This window comes from Streptomyces sp. NPDC104307 (assembly GCF_055584045.1).
The window spans coordinates 70,580-87,038 of sequence record NZ_JBVJMU010000002.1 but is presented as its reverse complement, the minus strand read 5'-3'; the positions used below and the strand labels follow the sequence as shown (position 1 = coordinate 87,038).

Annotated in this window: 15 protein-coding genes; 6 read left to right on the top strand and 9 right to left on the bottom strand. The window is 72.1% G+C overall.

All coding sequences use genetic code 11. The features are described from left to right. Positions 1–153 precede the first annotated feature (153 nt). Entirely contained in the window at positions 154–1,074 is a 921-nt protein-coding gene (locus tag ACZ601_RS07105) for a LysR substrate-binding domain-containing protein (RefSeq protein ID WP_469534084.1), read from the bottom strand. A gap of 69 nt (positions 1,075–1,143) precedes the next feature. On the opposite strand from ACZ601_RS07105, the gene ACZ601_RS07100 reads away from it, so the two are divergent. Both ACZ601_RS07100 and ACZ601_RS07095 read left to right on the top strand, forming a co-directional pair. After that, on the top strand, positions 1,144–1,737 hold the full coding sequence (locus ACZ601_RS07100; RefSeq protein WP_469534081.1) for a nuclear transport factor 2 family protein: 594 nt from the start codon (positions 1,144–1,146) through the stop codon (positions 1,735–1,737). Positions 1,738–1,804: 67 nt separating this feature from the next. Next, positions 1,805–2,800, top strand: a complete 996-nt coding sequence (locus ACZ601_RS07095) for an amidohydrolase family protein (protein ID WP_469534078.1) — start codon at positions 1,805–1,807, stop codon at positions 2,798–2,800. A 31-nt stretch (positions 2,801–2,831) separates the two neighbouring features. Here the strand turns inward: ACZ601_RS07095 and ACZ601_RS07090 are convergent, their stop codons facing one another. Then, the gene (locus ACZ601_RS07090; RefSeq protein WP_469534075.1) at positions 2,832–3,968 is read right to left on the bottom strand and encodes an FAD-dependent oxidoreductase; all 1,137 of its coding nucleotides are present in this window, start codon (positions 3,966–3,968) and stop codon (positions 2,832–2,834) included. 92 nt (positions 3,969–4,060) lie between these two features. On the opposite strand from ACZ601_RS07090, the gene ACZ601_RS07085 reads away from it, so the two are divergent. Then, a complete protein-coding gene (locus tag ACZ601_RS07085) occupies positions 4,061–4,738 on the top strand; it encodes a TetR/AcrR family transcriptional regulator (RefSeq protein ID WP_469534073.1) in 678 nt (225 codons plus the stop codon). A gap of 29 nt (positions 4,739–4,767) precedes the next feature. Here the strand turns inward: ACZ601_RS07085 and ACZ601_RS07080 are convergent, their stop codons facing one another. Next, positions 4,768–5,673 (bottom strand): LysR substrate-binding domain-containing protein, encoded by a 906-nt coding sequence (locus ACZ601_RS07080; RefSeq protein WP_469534070.1) that lies wholly within the window; start codon positions 5,671–5,673, stop codon positions 4,768–4,770. A 79-nt stretch (positions 5,674–5,752) separates the two neighbouring features. On the opposite strand from ACZ601_RS07080, the gene ACZ601_RS07075 reads away from it, so the two are divergent. Together ACZ601_RS07075 and ACZ601_RS07070 are read left to right on the top strand one after the other, a co-directional pair. Beyond that, complete coding sequence (locus tag ACZ601_RS07075; protein ID WP_469534067.1) at positions 5,753–6,676, top strand: EamA family transporter; 924 nt, start codon at positions 5,753–5,755, stop codon at positions 6,674–6,676. 37 nt (positions 6,677–6,713) lie between these two features. Then, the gene (locus ACZ601_RS07070; RefSeq protein ID WP_469534064.1) at positions 6,714–7,373 is read left to right on the top strand and encodes an NAD(P)-dependent oxidoreductase; all 660 of its coding nucleotides are present in this window, start codon (positions 6,714–6,716) and stop codon (positions 7,371–7,373) included. A 38-nt stretch (positions 7,374–7,411) separates the two neighbouring features. Here the strand turns inward: ACZ601_RS07070 and ACZ601_RS07065 are convergent, their stop codons facing one another. From ACZ601_RS07065 to ACZ601_RS07040, 6 genes are all read right to left on the bottom strand, one after another. Further along, the gene (locus tag ACZ601_RS07065; RefSeq protein WP_469534061.1) at positions 7,412–8,218 is read right to left on the bottom strand and encodes an SAM-dependent methyltransferase; all 807 of its coding nucleotides are present in this window, start codon (positions 8,216–8,218) and stop codon (positions 7,412–7,414) included. Between the two features lie 74 nt (positions 8,219–8,292). Beyond that, a complete protein-coding gene (locus ACZ601_RS07060; RefSeq protein ID WP_469534058.1) occupies positions 8,293–9,312 on the bottom strand; it encodes a glycoside hydrolase family 16 protein in 1,020 nt (339 codons plus the stop codon). A 248-nt stretch (positions 9,313–9,560) separates the two neighbouring features. Further along, positions 9,561–11,567, bottom strand: a complete 2,007-nt coding sequence (locus ACZ601_RS07055) for an amylo-alpha-1,6-glucosidase (RefSeq protein ID WP_469534056.1) — start codon at positions 11,565–11,567, stop codon at positions 9,561–9,563. Then, positions 11,564–12,955 carry an MGH1-like glycoside hydrolase domain-containing protein gene (locus ACZ601_RS07050; protein ID WP_469534053.1) on the bottom strand — a complete coding sequence of 464 codons (1,392 nt, stop codon included), beginning with the start codon at positions 12,953–12,955 and terminating at the stop codon, positions 11,564–11,566. Before ACZ601_RS07050 ends, ACZ601_RS07055 begins: the two co-directional genes overlap by 4 nt. Next, positions 12,952–13,752 carry a TIM barrel protein gene (locus tag ACZ601_RS07045; protein ID WP_469534050.1) on the bottom strand — a complete coding sequence of 267 codons (801 nt, stop codon included), beginning with the start codon at positions 13,750–13,752 and terminating at the stop codon, positions 12,952–12,954. The genes ACZ601_RS07050 and ACZ601_RS07045 overlap by 4 nt, the downstream gene beginning before the upstream one ends. A 101-nt stretch (positions 13,753–13,853) precedes the next feature. Next, on the bottom strand, positions 13,854–14,900 hold the full coding sequence (locus tag ACZ601_RS07040) for a zinc-dependent alcohol dehydrogenase (RefSeq protein ID WP_440574648.1): 1,047 nt from the start codon (positions 14,898–14,900) through the stop codon (positions 13,854–13,856). 138 nt (positions 14,901–15,038) lie between these two features. Between ACZ601_RS07040 and ACZ601_RS07035 the strand changes: the two genes are divergently transcribed. Beyond that, entirely contained in the window at positions 15,039–16,442 is a 1,404-nt protein-coding gene (locus tag ACZ601_RS07035) for an ABC transporter substrate-binding protein (protein ID WP_469534047.1), read from the top strand. The last annotated feature ends 17 nt before the right edge of the window (positions 16,443–16,459 follow it).

Genomic DNA, 16,459 nt, shown 5'->3' with positions numbered 1-16,459 from the left:
GTGCGACGGTGACGGGGCAGCGGGGCGGAGCTCGCACTCCGCCTCCGCGGTGTCCCGCCGGCCGGGGCTGGGTCCCGCCCGACAGCCGGGCCGACTTCCTCTGGCTCCGGCGGGGAGCGGGAGGGGAGCGACGTGTTCCTGGTGCCGGCGGGATCATGGCACGGGGGCGCCGCCAAGGGGTGTGGGGACGCCGCCGAGGTAGGCGCGGACCGCTCCTGAGGTCTCGTCGTGCCGGCCGAGGATCAGCAGGTCCGGTCCCGGCGGCGCTCCGTGCAGGGGGCGGTAGGCGAGGCCCGGCAGAGCGATGCGTTCCGTGGCGGTGGGGACGAGGGCTATCCCCGCGCCGGCCAGGGCGAGGGCGAGGGCGCCGAGGGTGCTGCCGACCAGCCGGACCCGGGACCGGTCCTCCTCGGCACCCGGCCAGAGCCGGGAGAGTACGGTCTCGTCCTCCTCGCTGCTCGCGTACACGATGAGGTCGTGGGTGCCCAGGGTGGAGGTTGTCACTGAGGGCGCGGACGCCAGTGCGTGGTCGGAGCGCAGGGCGACGGACAGCGGAGTGGGCGCGCGGCGTATGACATGCAGGCCGTGGGTGTCGCCCAGGCCCAGGTCGGGGCAGTAGCCGAGGTCGAGCGCGCCGTCGCGTACCGCCTGGATCTGGGCGGCCGGCGGAAGCTCGGTCAGGGCGAGGCCGACCCGTGGGTGCGCCTGGCCGAAGTCCCGCAGGTCTGCGGAGAGGACGCCCTGGAGGACGGCCACGCCGGCGAAGCCGATCCTGATCGTGCCCGTCTCGCCGTGCACCGACTCCCGGGCCACTTGGAGGGCGCGGTCGGCCTGCGCCAGGGCTCTGCGGGCCTCGGGCAGCAGCAGTTCACCGGCCTCGGTCAGCTCGACGCGTCGGCTGGTACGGGAGAACAGGCGGCCGCCCACCTCCCGCTCCAGAGCCTGGACCTGGGCGCTGAGCGTGGACTGGGTGACGTGCAGCAGGGCCGAGGCCCGGCCGAAGTGCCGTTCGTCGGCGACCGCGACGAAATAGCGCAGGTGCCGTAGCTCCACCGTCCACCCCCCGTCGTCCATCGTTCCAGCCGATTGGTTGATCGTATCTTTCGGTTGGACCTATCGCTGAGGCGGCCGCACGCTGGACGCATGAACGTGACATCTCAGGATCGACAGGACATCGCAGACCTCATGACCGGATGGATCCACCGGGACCTGGGCGAGTGGGACCGGCTGAAGGGCCTCTTCCACCCCGACGGCCGGATCGAGATCACCTGGTTCGAGGGGCGGGCGCACGAGTTCGTGGACGCCTCCGCCCGGATGGGGGCCTCCGCCTTCCGGACCAAGCACCTGATCACCGCTCCCGTGGTGACCTTCTCCGCCGACGGAGACCGCGCTGTCAGCGAGACCAATGCCGTCATCATCGGCGAGAACGTCGACCTGCGCCTCGGCTGCAACGGCCACAACCGGTTCATCGACCGTCTGGAGAAGCGGGACGGGGTGTGGCGCATCAGCGACCGCAAGAGCGTCTACGACTTCGGCACCTTCACCTTCCCCGCCGGGATCGTCGAAATCGACGCGGAGATCGTCGCCCGGTACCCGCGGGAGTACGCCGCCCTCGCCTATCTCCTGGAGGCCAGCGGATTTCCGGTGAGCCGGGTCTTCGCGACCAAGGGCAGCGACCTGGAGCGCGACATCAAGGAGTCCGCCTTCGCCTGGCTGGGTGAGCAGACCGACAAGTGATGCCCCCGCGGCCAACGAGCAGTGCGGCCAACGAGCAGTGCGGCGAACGAGAAGTGCAGAGGACACGATGAAACTGATCACGATCGAGGAACACACGCTGCACGCCGGTGTGGCCAGGGCGTCCGCCGCCCGGACCGCCGGGGTCAGCCCCGGCTTCGGGGCGTCCTACGACCCGGCGAGCGGTCTGCCCTACAGCCCGTCGGCCGAGGTGCTGGAGGACTTGGACGAGGGCCGGCTCGCGGCCATGGACGCCGACGGCATCGACATGCAGGTGCTCTCCAACCTCACCACCCAGTACCTGCCCGCCGACGTGGCGCCGGAGCTGGTCCGGAACGTCAACGACCGCCTCGCCGCGGCCTGTGTACGCCACCCGGAGCGGTTCGCCGCCTTCGCGTCACTGCCCACCACCGCTCCCCAGCACGCCCCGGACGAGCTCCGGCGCGCGGTGGAGGAACTGGGCTTCGTCGGCACCCTCATCCACGGCCGCACCGACGACGAGTTCCTCTCCGCCGAGCGGTTCGACCCGATCCTGGGCACCGCCGCCGAGCTGGGCGTTCCCGTCTACCTCCACCCCGCCCCGCCGACCCGCGTCACCGCTGCCGACAACTACGAGGCGGGCCTGGAAGAGGTCGTCGCCACCCGGTTCGCGACGGCGGCATGGGGCTGGCACAACGAGTCCGGCGTCCACTTCATCCACCTGGTGCTCAGCGGCGTCTTCGACCGCTACCCCGAGCTGCAGTTCATCCTCGGTCACTGGGGCGAGGCCGTCCCCTGGTACCTGGACCGTCTCGACGAAGCCCTGCCGCGCAAGGCCACCGGCCTGGACCGCACCATCGGCGAGTACGTCCGGCAGAACACCTACTACACCCCCAGCGGCATGTTCACCGCCCCCCACCTGCGCTTCTGCACCGATCTCCTCGGCACCGACCGCATGATGTACTCGGTCGACTACCCCTTCGTCGGCAATGCCGGATCTCGTGCCTTCCTGACCGGCTCCGGTCTCTCCGAGGACGCCCAGCACGACATCGCCCACCGCAACGCCGAACGTCTCCTGCGCCTCTGACCGCCCCGCGCGTCGAAGGGCTGAGGGCGCCCTACCGCGTCTCGTCCTGGGGGCCGCTGGTGAAGAGGTCGATGAACCCGAACGGCGTGCGGTCGCCCAGGACCACGTCCAGCATCTCGTGCGCGTCGGCGTAGAACGCCTCGCTGCGGGGGAACAGTGCCTCTTCGTAGGCGGTGAGCGCGGCTTCCGTGTCACCGGGGTGGGTGGCGATCGCCTTGGCGAGTTCGGCGCCGTCGAACATCGCCAGGTTGGCCCCGTCGCCGGACGGCGGCATCAGGTGCGCGGCATCGCCCAGGAGCGTCACGCCGGGCACGCGTTCCCAGTGGTGGCCGGTGGGGAGCGTGTGGAGCATGCGCGCGACCGGGGCAGTCTCGCCCTCGGTGATCAGCGCGGTGAGGTGGGGGGCCCACCCGTCGAACTCGGCCGCGATCCGGGCGCTCGCCGCGGCTGCGTCGGTGAAGTCGATGCCGGCGAACCACTCGGCGGGGCGCGTCAGTTCGACGTAGGTGTGCAGGACGTCGCCCGCCTCGCGGTGCGCGACGATCGCCTTGCCGGGGGCCAGCGCGTACATCGCGCCGGCGCCGACCGCCTCCGCCGTCGCGGCGTGCCGCTCGTCGACGTCGTGCAGATACGTCTCGACGAATGTCGTGCCGACGTACTCGGGCGTGGCGTCGGACACCAGCGGCCGGACCTTGGACCAGGCGCCGTCGGCCCCCACCAACAGGTCGGCGGTCACGGTCGAACCGTCGGTGAAGGACAGCTCGTGCCGCCCCCCGGACAGGGCGCGGACGCCGGACACCTTGCTTCCCCACCGGACCGTGCCCGGGGGCAGGGAGTCGAGCAGGATCCGGCGCAGGTCTCCGCGCAGCACCTCGGGGCGGGTCATCGAGTCACCGGGGACTTCGAGCAGCACCTCGCCGTCCCTGTCGAGCACACGCGCCGCGTCGGCGCCCCGGTGGATGATCGCGTGGAACTCGTCGGTCAGGCCGGCGTCGGCGAGCGCGCGCTGGCCGTCGTCCTCGTGGATGTCGAGCTGGCCGCCCTGGGTGCGGGTCGCGGCCGAGACGTCGGCCTCGTAGACCGTCGCGGGGATGCCGTGGACGTGCAGGACGCGGGCGAGGGTGAGACCGCCGAGACCTGCCCCGACGATCGTGACGGGGGTCGTCATGACGACTCCTTTCCGAGTTTCCGAGCATGATTGGAACGGTGTTCCATGCGCCCAGGTTGGAACACCGTTCCATTGATGTCAAACTGGTGGGCATGGCGACCAGGGCACAACGAGCCGTTCGGCGCACCGACGCGCTCTCCAAGCGGCGCATCGTCGATGCGGCGATCGAACTCCTGGACGCCGGCGGCGAGGGCGCGTTGACCTTCCGCGCCCTCGCGGCGCACCTGGCCACCGGCAGCGGGGCCATCTACCACCATGTGGACAACAAGGACGACCTGCTCGCCGCGGCCACCAATGACGTCATCGCCCATGTCGTGACCGAGGCAGCCGCCGACGCGGGCCCCCGTGAGGCGATCCGGGCGGTCGCCCTGGGGGTGTTCGACGCGATCGACGCGCACCCGTGGCTGGGCGCCCATCTCTCCCGCACCCCGTCACTGGTCGCGATGCCGCAGTTGTTCGAGGGGTTCGGCGGACCCCTCCAGGCGCTCGGCGTCCCCGAGTACGCACAGTTCGACTCCGCGTCCGCGCTGGTGAGCTACACCCTCGGCGTCGCAGGCCAGAACGCGGCGAACGCCCAGCTGTTCCCGCCCGGCGTCACCGACCGGGCGGCCTTCCTCGGCCAGGCCGCCGCACGCTGGACGCGGCTCGACCCGGCCCGGTACCCCTTCGTGCACAAGGTCGCGCCCCAGCTGCCCGAACACGACGACCGCGAACAGTTCCTCGCCGGTATCGACCTCATCCTGGCCGGCGCCGCAGCGCCGGCACCGTGACCGCGGTGGCGGTCGCGCCCGGGTAGCAGTCACTGCCCCCGGCCGCCGGCGGCATCGGAGGCCGGGGTGGGGCGCAGCACCGTCAGCAGCGCGGTCGCGGCGGGTGTCGGGTTGAACGCGCTCCAGGCCAGGTACTCGATCCGCGTCGGCCCGTCCGTCACGGGGACGGCCACCGTGGACGCGTCCGGGGTCAGGATCGCGGGCGGCAGCAGGGCGACCGCGAGGTGCTGCCCGACGAGGTCGAGGATCAGGCCGGCGGACATCGACTCGAAGGTCACGTCGCGCCGGATGCCCGCCGCCTCGAACGCGAGGTCGCTCTGCGCGCGCCCGGGAGTGCCGGCCGGAAAGTCGACGAACGTCTCCGCAGCCAGATCGGCCAGGCGCAGCCGGCGCCGCCCGGCCAGCCGGTGTCCGGCGGGGACGACCGCGACGAGCCGTTCCCTGGCCAGTTCCAGCGTCCGGATACCGGCCGGGGCGGCGCTCGAAGCCGGCAGGCCAAGCACGGCGAGGTCCACCGTGCCCGCTTCCACGGCGGAGACGAGTTCGTCGCTGCCCGCGGTGCGCAGGGTGACGCGCACGGCGGGGTGGGCGTGGTGGAAGGTCCGCAGCGCCCGTGGGATGTCGAGGGCGGTGACGGTCGGGATGACGCCGAGGGCGACCGGGCCGCGCAACTCCCCGACGGCCGCCGTGGCGTCGGCGGCCGCCCGCCCGGCGGCCTCCACGCTGATCCGGGCGGAGGGCAGGAACGCCTCGCCCGCCGGGGTCAGCTCGACCCGTCTGCTGGTCCGCGCGAACAGGCGCACCCCTAGTTCGTCCTCCAGGGCCTTGATCTGGTGGCTCAGTGCCGACTGGACGACGTAGCACCGCTCGGCGGCGCGCGTGAAGTTCCGGGTCTCTACCACGGCCAGCACGTATCGCAGTTGACGGAGTTCCATCCAGCTATCTTCTCCCGCGATCGTTGCCATGAAAACCATGTGTTGGACTCATGAATGATCCGGGGCCGAGAGTGGGCGAGTGACCACAACGACAGCTCTTCCGCGTACGGCGTCCGCGCCACCGGTCCGCCGGGCCGGGCTCACGATCGTCACGGCGTTCGCCCCCGCGGTGTGGGGTACGACCTACATCGTCACGACCCGGCTGCTGCCGCCCGGCTCGCCGCTCTTCGCCGCGCTCATGCGCGCACTCCCGGCCGGGCTGCTCGGGCTCCTCATCGCGCGCACCCTGCCGCGCGGGGTGTGGTGGTGGAAGGCCGCGCTCCTGGGCACCCTGAACATCGGGGCCTTCTTCCCGCTGCTGTTCATCGCCGCCGAACGGCTCCCCGGCGGGGTCGCGGCGACCCTCGGGGCCAGTCAGCCGATCCTGGTGGCCGTCCTCGCCCTCCCGGTCCTCTCCGAACGGCCGTCCCCCTGGCGCCTGGTCTGGGGCGTCGTCGGCGTCGCGGGCGTCGGGCTCGTCGTGCTCGGCCCCGGTGCGGCCCTCGACCCCCTCGGGATCCTCGCCGGACTCGCCGGAGCCGCGGCGATGGCCGGAGGCGTCGTGCTCACGAAACGCTGGGGCCGGCCCGAAGGCGTCAGCGCGGTCGGGTTCGCCGGCTGGCAGCTCACCGCGGGCGGACTGGTGCTGCTGGCTCCCGCGCTGCTCATCGAGGGCGTGCCGGGCGGGGTGGACGGCCGGGCCGTGGCCGGATACCTGTGGCTGGGCACGTTCGGCGGACTGATCGCGTACACCCTCTGGTTCAGGGGCCTGCGCGCCCTCCCGGTCACCGCGACGGCCCTCCTCGGGCTGCTCTCGCCGCTGGTCGCCGCAGCCCTCGGTGTGCTGCTCGCCGGCGAAAGCCTCGACGCACTCCAGCTCCTCGGCTTCGCCCTAGCCCTCGCGGCACTGGCAGCCGGGCAGTTCACCCCCGCACTCGGCACCCGGAAAGGGCCCGCCTCGTGAACATCACCGTCTTCGGCACCCGGAAAGGGCCCGCCTCATGAACATCACCGTCTTCGGCGCCACCGGAATGGTCGGCTCACGTCTCGTCAGCGAAGCCTTCTCGCGCGGCCACCGGGTGACCGCCGCGTCCAGACACCCGCACGCGGCCCGGTCCGCCGCCGTCATACCCGTGACCGTTGACGCGGGCGCCCCGGCCGCCCGGCGCGACGCGGCTCTCGACGCGGCTCTCGGTACGGCCGGTGCCGCCCTCCTCGCCATCCGGCCCGCCCCGGGTCAGGAGGACTCGATCGCCCCGCTCACCTCGGCCGTGCTGGACGCGGCCGGCCGGGCGGGCGTCCGGTTGCTGGTCATCGGCGGAGCGGGCCCCCTGCGGTCACCACGCGATCCCGGGCTGCTGGTGATCGACGACCCGGACCACGTCCCCGCCGACTGGCGGGCCGTCGCGGAGGCCAGTACGACCCAGTTGCGGACCTGCCACGAGCACGGATACGGCGACTGGACCTACCTCAGCCCGCCGGCCCTCCTCGAACCCGGCACCCGCACCGGCACCTACCGCCGCGGCACGACCACGCTGCTCACAGACCCCGACGGCACCTCGCGCATCAGCGCGGAGGATCTCGCCGTGGCCGCCCTCGATGAGATCGAACACCCCGGCGGGGAACGGCACTTCACCGTGGCGCGGAGCCTAGGGCGGTAGCGGCCGCGCCCCGGCTGTCGTCATGGCGGCACACCGCCTCAGGGCTTGCGGCCCACTCCGCAGACCGCGTGGCCCCGCAGGATGTCCGCACCTTCGACGCCGGGGTCCGGGCGCCAGGCCGATGTTCTGACGATGCCCGGTTCGAGGATCTCCAGACCGTGGAAGAAGTCCGCGATCCGGTCCGGGCTCCGCAGGTGGTACGAGCCGGCCGAGTTGGCGTTGTACGCCGAGATGGCCTGGTTCAGCGTGTCGCTCGTGTCGGTGCCGTCGCTCAGGGCGAGGTGGCTGCCCGGTGCGAGCGGTGCCGTCAGCCGGTCGACGAGTGTCCACGGATCGTCCTCGTCCGGCAGCTGACCCATGATCCCCAGCATGGTCAGGCCGACCGGTTGGCTGAAGTCCAGCGTCCTGGCGGCCTCTTCGAGGATCATGTCGACGTTCTTCACATCGGCGTCGATGTACGCGCAGGCGCCCTCCGGGGTGCTGGTGAGCAGGGCGCGGGCATGGGCCAGCACGAGCGGGTCGTTGTCCACATAGACGATCCGGGACTCCGGCGCCGTCCGCTGGGCGACCTCGTGCGTGTTGTCCGCGGTGGGCAGTCCGGCGCCGATGTCCAGGAACTGGCGTATCCCCGCCTCCGCCGCCAGGAAGCGCACCGAACGGGCGAGGAAGGCCCGTTGGAGCCGGGCGATGTCCGCGATGTCCGGGAACATCTCCAGGATCAGGTCGCCCGTCCGGTGGTCGACCGTGTAGTTGTCCTTGCCGCCGAGGAGGTAGTTCCAGACGCGCGCCGAGTGGGGCCGGTCGGTCTGGAGCCGTTCGGCCGAGGGCTGTTGAGGTGTACTCATGGCCAGAGCCTCACATACGGCACCGTGTTGCCGCACGACTTCGATCACCGCCGTCGGCCGGGGCGCTCAGCGGCTCATGACTGACTCACCTCGGCCGAGAACCAGTCCACGCTCATTCCCACGCCCGAGGTGATGTCGGCCCCCGGCGAGGTGCAGCCGCAGACCTTGTCCGGATACGAACCGCCGATCGCCACATCGAAGATGGCGAAGAACCCGTGGTCGACGGCGGCCTTCCAGGTCGCGTCGGACACCTCGTTCTGGTTCACCGCGAAGGTCTGGACGCCGTCCAGGTAGAAACGCAGCTGCTCGGCCGCCGCGTCGCGGCGGTCGACGGTCACCGAGTACGTGTGGTAGCCGGACTGGCAGCCGTCGCAGGCCTGCAGCCCGCTGCTGATCCCGTCGGGATCGTGGCACTCACCGGCCCACTCGCCGCAGTGGAACGTGGTGGAGTGCTGGCTGAGGGCGTTGACGTTCTCCATGATGTCGAGCTCGCCGATGCGGGGCCAGTTGGTCGCCCCGGCCGGGCGGGCGTCGGCCCCCATCGCCCAGAAGGCCGGCCAGTAGCCGAGCCCGCTCGCCGGGTCGGGCTGTTTCAGGGAGGCGCTGAGCTGCATCTGTCCGCCCGCCGGGGCGGCGAAGTCGGTGCGCTGGGTCTCCACCCGGCCGGACGTCCAGTGGCCGGAGGCGTCCCGGATGGGCTTGATCACCAGGTGGCCGGAGCCGTCCTGGTAGACGTTCTCCGTCGAGTCCGTGGACGTCTCGATCTCGCCGGTGCCCCAGTTGGCGGCGCCGCCGGGGTAGCTGGTGCCGATGTCGTAGAGCCAGTCGGCCGTGTTGAGGCCTGTTCCGCTCGCGCCGTCGAAGTCGTCCCTGAACATGGTGGTCCAGTCGGCGTCGGCCGTACGGGCGGTCGCGTCCGGTTCGGCGGCCGCGGCGGTGCCGGAGAGCCCGGCGGGGCCCGCCGGACCCATGAGGCCGGCCAGGGGCAGGCAGAGAGCGAGTGCGGCGAGGGCGACCGGCAGCCGCCGTCGGGCGCGGCTTCCGGTGTCGGGGGAGACGCCTGGAGATCCGCCGAGCAGAGCGATCCTCTTCATTGCGGGCTGCTTTCGTGGGGTGGGGGGAGACGCGGTTGAGAGCGCTCTCAACCGCTGTGCCAACGACTGTCGGGCACAGCGGTTGACCCCGTCAAGGTGCCTACGGCGTTCACTTCCTGAAGCCAACTGGACCTCGAAAAAGCCCAGTTGGGGCAAGGTCTTTCAGCTGCCGATGCCGTGAGGGTCCTGTGTGGGTGAAGTGCGTTCAAGCCACGAGGCCCCGCTCAGCCGTCCACGCGAGGCCCCGCTCAGCCGTCCAGCGGGTCCCTCCCCAGCGCCGTGAGGATGGCCAGAGGCGTCGCTGCCGCCCAGGCCTGCGGGGAACAGGAGTGGGGATAGGGCACGGGGCGCGGGTGGTCGGCACGGTCGTACCCCGCCATCACCTCCGGCAGCCGGTCCCCGTGGTGCGCAGCCGCGTCCAGCAGGCCCCGGGCGACCGTGCGGGCCTCGTCCATCAGCCCGCAGCGGGCGAGGCCCAGCACGATCACGGCGTTGTCGTGCGGCCAGCAGCTGCCCCGGTGGTACGAGAGCGGATGGTAGCCCGGCTGCCCGGCGGCCAGGGTGCGGATGGCCCAGCCGGAGAAGAAGTCGGGTTCGAGCAGGCGCCGACCCACCCTGTGGGCGTGTTCACGGTCGAGGATTCCCGACCACAGCAGGTGTCCCGCGTCGGAGGCCAGGGAGTCGACCTGCCGGCCCCGGCCGTCCAGCGCGAGCGCCGGGAAGCCGGGCCCCGGCATCCAGAAGTCCCGCAGGAAGCGCTCCCGCAACGCGGCTGCCGCCGTGTCCAGTTCGCCGGCCCAGTCGGGGTCGTCCCAGACCGTGCGGGCCAGCCGCGCGGTGCGCACGAGCGCGTCGTAGGCGTAACCCTGTGCCTCGGCCACCGCGATCGGCCCTTCGGCCTGGGTGCCGTCGAGGAAGCAGATCGCTCCGGCGGAGTCCTTCCAGTTCTGGTTGACCAGCCCTTCGGCGTCGGGCGAGTAGACCAGATACCCGCCGTCGCCCAGGCCGCCGTCCCGGAACATCCACGCCACGGCCGCACGCGCCTGCGTTTCCAGTCCCTCGGCGAGGGCGGGGTCCCCGGTGCTGCGGGTGTAGCTGTCCAGGAGCACCAGGAAGAGGGGAGTCGCGTCCACGGACCCGTAGTAACGGCCGTACGGGACCTGGCGGAAGTGGGCCAGTTCGCCGTGCCGGATCTCGTGGACGATACGGCCCGGCTGCTCACCGCTGTACCCGTCGTACCGACTGCCCTGCGTCGCCGCGAGGGCGCCGAGTGTGCCGGCCGCGAGCTCGGGCCGGTAGGGCAGCGCGAAGAGGGAGGTGAGCAGGGAGTCGCGGCCGAAGAGCGTGAGGAACCACGGCACTCCGGCGCCCGGGACCGTCAGATCCCCGCCGTCCGGCCCGACGGCGGGCACCCGCAGCGCCGCGAGGTCGCTCAGCCCCCGGGCACAGGCGGCGGCCAGTCCTTCGGGAGCGCCCACCGGCAGGGGCAGGGGTTCGTCACCGACGAAGTCCGCGATGGACGCGGCACGGTCTGCGGCGGCTCGCGACGGCAGTCGAGAGCCGGCGGCATGGTCCGCGGCGGCTTGCGACGGCAGGGGAGCGGATGCCGGGCCGGCGGGTGCGCCGTGCGGGTGGGCGGTGGCGGTCAGCAGGAGTTCGGCCATGCCGTGCGCGGGCAGTTCCAGCCGCCACTCCAGCCGGTGCGCCGTTTCCCGAGCCTCGACCGGCCCGGCCGCCGACGGAGGCGGCACCGCGGCGACCGTCGTACGGGAGAGCCAGTCGCCCCGCGCGTAGGCGAAGTCGACTCCGTCGGCCCGGAGCAGGGCGGTGCGGCGGGCGCCGTCCTTGCCGTACCGCCGCCCGTCGGAGCGCAGTTCGAACTGATCGGCGAAGTCGCAGTCCACGCTCAGGGCCACGTGCGCGGTGGTGGCCTCCGAAAGGTTGCTGACCAGCAGAAGCCGCTCCGTGAGTCCGCCGGGAACGAGCGCCTGCTCGCGGAAGACGGTGTACGCGGGGGGCTCGTCGCGGGTGCCCGGCGGGGTCAGCACGCAGCGCGCGGAGTCCTCGCCGGCCGACGGGACGAGCACACCGGGTGCCGCGCCGCCGACGGTCAGGGACCACAGGCTCAGGTGGCGGGCGTCCCGCAGGAACAGTCCGTCGGGTGAGGTGCCGTGGCTGCCGGTGATGCCGCCGTCGGCACCGACGACGGCGAACATGCCGTCCCGGACCAGCGTGGTGCCTGCTGTGCCGTTCATGCCTGTACCCCGTTCGAAGGGCCGTCGGTGCGGGCGGGGTCCTCCTCCGGCCGGCCGGCGGCCAGCAGGTCGAGGGTGAGGGCCGCTGTCCACCCGAACTCCCGGGCGCCCCGGGCCTGCTCGGTGAACGGGTCCATGTACTCGGCGAAGTCGCCGGCCTGTGCGGCCGCCAGCATCGCGGCGCGCAGACTGTCCGCCGCGGCCGTCCGGCCGTACTGCCGCAGTCCGCGCTCCAGCAGCCAGTTGGTGTTGAACCAGGCCGGTCCGCGCCAGTAGCGGGAAGGATCGAAGGCATGGCCGGTGACGTCGTACGAGGGCGCCATCGGGATCCTGCCGAGCCGGAAGGCGTCGCCCCCGGTCGTGGCGACCAGCGCTTCGACGATCTCCGGGGGGAGCCCGGGAACGATGAGCGGGATGATCCCGGCGACACTGCGTTCGGCGATGAGGTCGCCGCCGACCAGGTCGCGGCTGAGGAACATCCCCTCGGCGGGCGACCACAGCCGCTCCACGAGCGCCCCGGTCAGCCGTGCCGCCCGCTCCTCGTGCGGTGCGGGATCACCTCCGGTCTCTGCGGCGATCCGGGCGAGCGCGTGTTCGGAGGCGATGAGCAGGGCGTTGACGCAGGGGTCCTCGACGGCGAAGGCGTGGCCGCCGCCCGCGTCGGCGTACCCGCTGTCGCGGTAGTCGGCGGCGAGGCGGACGTAGCGCCCGTAGTCCAGGTCCGTGGGGCGCTCGGCCGGCTGCCCGTGATTGAGGTCGGCGCGCCGGTAGGAGCCGGGGGCGGCCGGTTCGACGCGCTCCAGGGGGCCGTCCCAGCACGGGCTGTTGTCCATCCCCGGTTCCCACGGGTGCACCATCGCCGCGAGGCCGCCGCCGCCCAGGTCGCGCGGGCCGGTGAGGTAGTCGTGCCAGGCGGCGAGGCGGCCGTACACCCGGGGGAGGAAGCCGCGACGGCGCGAGGTCTCGGGGTCGGCGCAGTGCACCAGCCAGGCGGCGAGCGCGTGCACCGGCGGCTGCACGATTCCGGAGGTCTCGGTGCCCGCCGGGGCGCCGGCCGCCGCGCCGGCGCGGGAGGAGCGCCAGAAGTCGGGGCTGGGGAAGTAGGCGTCGAGCGAGACCGCCGGACTGAACACGATGTGCGGGACGCGCCCGTCGGCCCACTGGGCGCCGAGCAGGGTCTCCAGTTCGCGCTGGGCCCGCCGCACCGAGAGGTGGCGCAGGCCGATGGCGATGAACGCGGAGTCCCAGCTCCACTGGTGCGGATACAGGCCGCGGGACGGGACCGTCGAACCGCCCGTCCAGTTCGCCAGCAGGACCCGTGCCGCGCCGCGCCGAAGGGTCAGGGCTTCGGCGGCGGCGGGCACGGGGGTTTCGAGCAGCGAGGTCATGCGCCGGACCTCCGCAGGAACGCGGGGATGGAGCGGACGGCCGCGACGGGGTCGCCGGTCAGCCGGCACTCGACGGCGAGGTAGCCCTCGTAGCCGATGCTGTGCAGCGCGCCGAGCCAGGCCGGCCAGTCCAGGTGGCCGGCGCCCGGCTGGAACCGGTTGGAGTCGCTGACCTGGGCGTGGCCGATGTAGGGGGCCGCGGCGAGGATCGAGGCGGCGGGGTCGGCCTCCTCGATGTTCATGTGGTAGCTGTCGATGCCGATGCGGACCGAGTCCAGACCGACGGTGCGGATCAGCTCCGCGGCCTGGTCCAGCCGGTTGACCATGTGGTCCTCGTACCGGTTCAGCGGTTCCAGATAGAGGGTGACGCCCTCCCGCCGGGCGTGCTCGCCCAGTTCGGAGAGCCCGGCGAGCAGCACCTCGCGGTCCTGCTCCTCGGTGCGCGGCGGCTCGAAGGGCGGCAGCCGCCGCGAGAACATCCCGTAGGAGGCCGGGGTCTGCACACCGAGGGCCCCGATCTCGGCCGCCACGCTGAGCTGCGACTTCAGCTGCTCCAGCGCGTCCCGGCGGAGGTCGTCGTCGAAGGCCGCGAAGAAGTGCAGCATCTCGACGCACACGGTCGGCATGACGACACCGTCGGCGTGTGCCTGCTTCAGTTCTGGCAGCCGGTCGCGGAAGCGGAAATCGCCCGCGGAGCGCAGTTCGATGGCGTCGTAACCGGCGTCCTGGGCGAACGCCCACTTCTTCTGGAGGGTGTCGCCGGGGAGCAGCTGTTCCTGGCAGGCGGACTTCAGCATGGGGGGCCTTTCGGCGCTGACGGGCAGCGCTCGGGGTGGTGTCGTCGGGCGGGTTACGGCGGCGGACGGGGGGTGCGCGGGGCGGCTGTCCCCGGGGAGGCTCAGAACTCCAGGACGATCTGGAGCGCCTCTGCGGGCCGCTCGTCCAGGAGCACATAGGCGTCGGCGGCCTCCGCCACCGGCACGACATGGCTGACCAGGGACTCCACATCGACCTGGCCCTCTGCGACCAGGGAGAGGAAGGTCTGCTGGAGGCGTTCGACGGTCCACCGTCCGGCGAGCTGCGGGGGGACGCCGCCGATCTGCGAGCAGATGAGCTGGACGCGGTTGTGGTGGAACTCATCGCCCAGGCGCAGGCCCGCCCCGTCGCCCTGGTAGAAGCCGGAGGCGACGACCCTGCCGCCGACGGTGACCGAGCGCAGGGCCTCGTGCAGCGCCGGGTACACCCCGCTGATCTCGATGGCGACGTCCGCGCCGGTGCCGCCCGTGGCCTCGCGGATGCGCTCCGCGACGGTGTCGGTGCGGGCGTTGAGCGTGTGGCGCGCGCCGTACGCGCGGGCGGTGGTCAGGCGTCCGTCGAGCGCGTCCACGGCGGTGACCCGGGCGCCGTTGAGCTGGGCCAGCCGCGTGGTGAGCAGGCCGATGACGCCCTGCCCGAAGACGGCGACGTCCTCCCCGAGGTGGATGTCCGCCGCCAGGACGGCGTTGTACGCGATGGCGCCGACCCGGGCGAAGGCCCCGGCCAGCGGCTCAAGACCGGCGGGCAGGGTGTGGCCCACCATGCGCTCGGCCGGCACGATGCCCTCGCTGCGGTGGCCCCAGATGCCCCACACCAGATCGCCGGTGACCGGCATCCCCGGCGTCCCGACGAGTTCGGGGGAGACCTCGGTGACCTCACCGACCTCGGAGTAGCCCCAGCCGGCCACCGGATATTCGATGCCGGCGGCGCCGTCGCGGAAGATCCGGGCCTCGGCGTCCCAGGTGCGGGTCAGATACGGGTTCGTGCCTCGGTAGGCGGTGAGTTCGGTGCCCGCCGAGATGCCGGAGTAGCGGGTGCGGACCCGCAGATGACCGGCCGGCAGCGGGGCGCTCTCGTGCTCGGCGACTTCGACCTGACGAGGGCCGACGAACTGGACGACGCGTTCCACGGGAAGCTCCGGATCTGGTGGAGGAAGAGCGTTGCTCGCTTACTTAAGTCGAAGATATCTCAGAGTTATGTCTTGTCAACAAGCAAAAGTGATGCTGAGATGCGTACTGAAAGTGCGTAAGTGGCGTGAGGAAGAGGCATGGTGATGAGGACCCGCCGGTCGAGGGCGACCCTGTTCGGGCTCGCCGCGACCCTGGCCGCAGGCCTGCTCGCGGGCTGCGGCAGCTCCGGTGCCGAGCAGAAGCCCGACAACCGGATCACGGTGTGGTCGCAGGAGAACCTGCCACCACGCGTGGCGGCGACCAAGAAGGTCATCAGCCGGTTCGAACGGGAGACCGGCGTCAAGGTCGACCTGGTCGGCGTCGACGAGGCACAGCTCCCGCAGCTGATCATGTCCGCCGCCGCGGCCGGCAAGCTCCCGGACGTCATCGGCGCCGTCCCGATGGGACAGGTCTGGCAGATGTACGGCAACGGCCTGCTCAACACCGAGGTCGCGGACAAGATCGTGAAGGACCTCGACCCCGGCACGTTCAACGCCAACGCGCTGTCCCTCACCCAGGACCACGGGGCACGGCTCGCCGTGCCCTCCGACGCCTGGCTCCAGCTCCTCGTCTACCGCAAGGACCTGTTCGCGAAGGCCGGACTTGAGCCGCCGAAGAGTTACGGCAGCGCGCTGAAGGCCGCCGCGGCCCTGGACAAGGACGGCCGGGACGGCATCTCCCTGGCCACCGACCCCTCGGACGTCTTCACCCAGCAGAGCTTCGAGGACCTCGCCCTGGCCAACGACTGCCAGCTCGTCGACGAGAAGGGCGAACCGGCTCTCGACTCGCCCGCCTGCCGCGCGGCCTTCACCGCCTACGACGACCTGGCGCGCAAGCACGGCGCCCCGGGCACCCAGAGCGTGGACACCACCCGGGCCACCTACTTCTCGGGCAAGTCCTCGATGATGGTCTGGTCCGCCTTCCTCCTCGACGAGCTGGCCGGGCTGCGCTCCGACGCGCTGCCGAGCTGCCCGGAGTGCAAGAAGGACCCGAAGTTCCTCGCCCGCAACACCGGCGTCGTCACCTCACTCCAGGGCCCCGACGGCAAGGAGCCCGCACAGTTCGGCGAGATCACCTCCTGGGCCGTCACCAGGACCGCCGAGACCGGGGCCTCGCAGAAGTTCATCGAGTACATGATGGGCAAGGGCTACCAGGACTGGTTCGGCATGGCCCCCGAGGGCAAGATCCCGGTCCGCACCGGCACCCCGCAGGACCCCGGCTCCTTCCAGCGGGCCTGGCGGGCCGGCGTCATGGGCGTCGACCACCGCGAGTCCCTGCAGAAGGCCTACCCGTCCGAGCTCCTCGACCAGCTCGTCAAGGGCGTCAGCGACATGAAGCGATGGGGCCTGACCCAGGGGCAGGGCGCCCTCGTCGGTGCCACCAACGGCGAACTGCCCGTCGCCAAGGCCATCGGGGCGATGACGAGCGGACAGCTCTCACCGGACGAGGCCGCCAAGGAGGCCAACGACGAAGTGGCCGCCCTCCAGAAGTCCCTCCAGTAGCCGCACCCGGCCGATCC

Coding starts and splice junctions, on each gene's coding strand:
- ACZ601_RS07105 (WP_469534084.1), bottom strand. CDS start 1,074: ATGGACGACGGGGGGTGGACGGTGGAGCTACGGCACCTGCGCTATTTC.
- ACZ601_RS07100 (WP_469534081.1), top strand. CDS start 1,144: ATGAACGTGACATCTCAGGATCGACAGGACATCGCAGACCTCATGACC.
- ACZ601_RS07095 (WP_469534078.1), top strand. CDS start 1,805: ATGAAACTGATCACGATCGAGGAACACACGCTGCACGCCGGTGTGGCC.
- ACZ601_RS07090 (WP_469534075.1), bottom strand. CDS start 3,968: ATGACGACCCCCGTCACGATCGTCGGGGCAGGTCTCGGCGGTCTCACC.
- ACZ601_RS07085 (WP_469534073.1), top strand. CDS start 4,061: ATGGCGACCAGGGCACAACGAGCCGTTCGGCGCACCGACGCGCTCTCC.
- ACZ601_RS07080 (WP_469534070.1), bottom strand. CDS start 5,673: ATGGAACTCCGTCAACTGCGATACGTGCTGGCCGTGGTAGAGACCCGG.
- ACZ601_RS07070 (WP_469534064.1), top strand. CDS start 6,714: ATGAACATCACCGTCTTCGGCGCCACCGGAATGGTCGGCTCACGTCTC.
- ACZ601_RS07065 (WP_469534061.1), bottom strand. CDS start 8,218: ATGAGTACACCTCAACAGCCCTCGGCCGAACGGCTCCAGACCGACCGG.
- ACZ601_RS07060 (WP_469534058.1), bottom strand. CDS start 9,312: ATGAAGAGGATCGCTCTGCTCGGCGGATCTCCAGGCGTCTCCCCCGAC.
- ACZ601_RS07055 (WP_469534056.1), bottom strand. CDS start 11,567: ATGAACGGCACAGCAGGCACCACGCTGGTCCGGGACGGCATGTTCGCC.
- ACZ601_RS07050 (WP_469534053.1), bottom strand. CDS start 12,955: ATGACCTCGCTGCTCGAAACCCCCGTGCCCGCCGCCGCCGAAGCCCTG.
- ACZ601_RS07045 (WP_469534050.1), bottom strand. CDS start 13,752: ATGCTGAAGTCCGCCTGCCAGGAACAGCTGCTCCCCGGCGACACCCTC.
- ACZ601_RS07035 (WP_469534047.1), top strand. CDS start 15,039: ATGGTGATGAGGACCCGCCGGTCGAGGGCGACCCTGTTCGGGCTCGCC.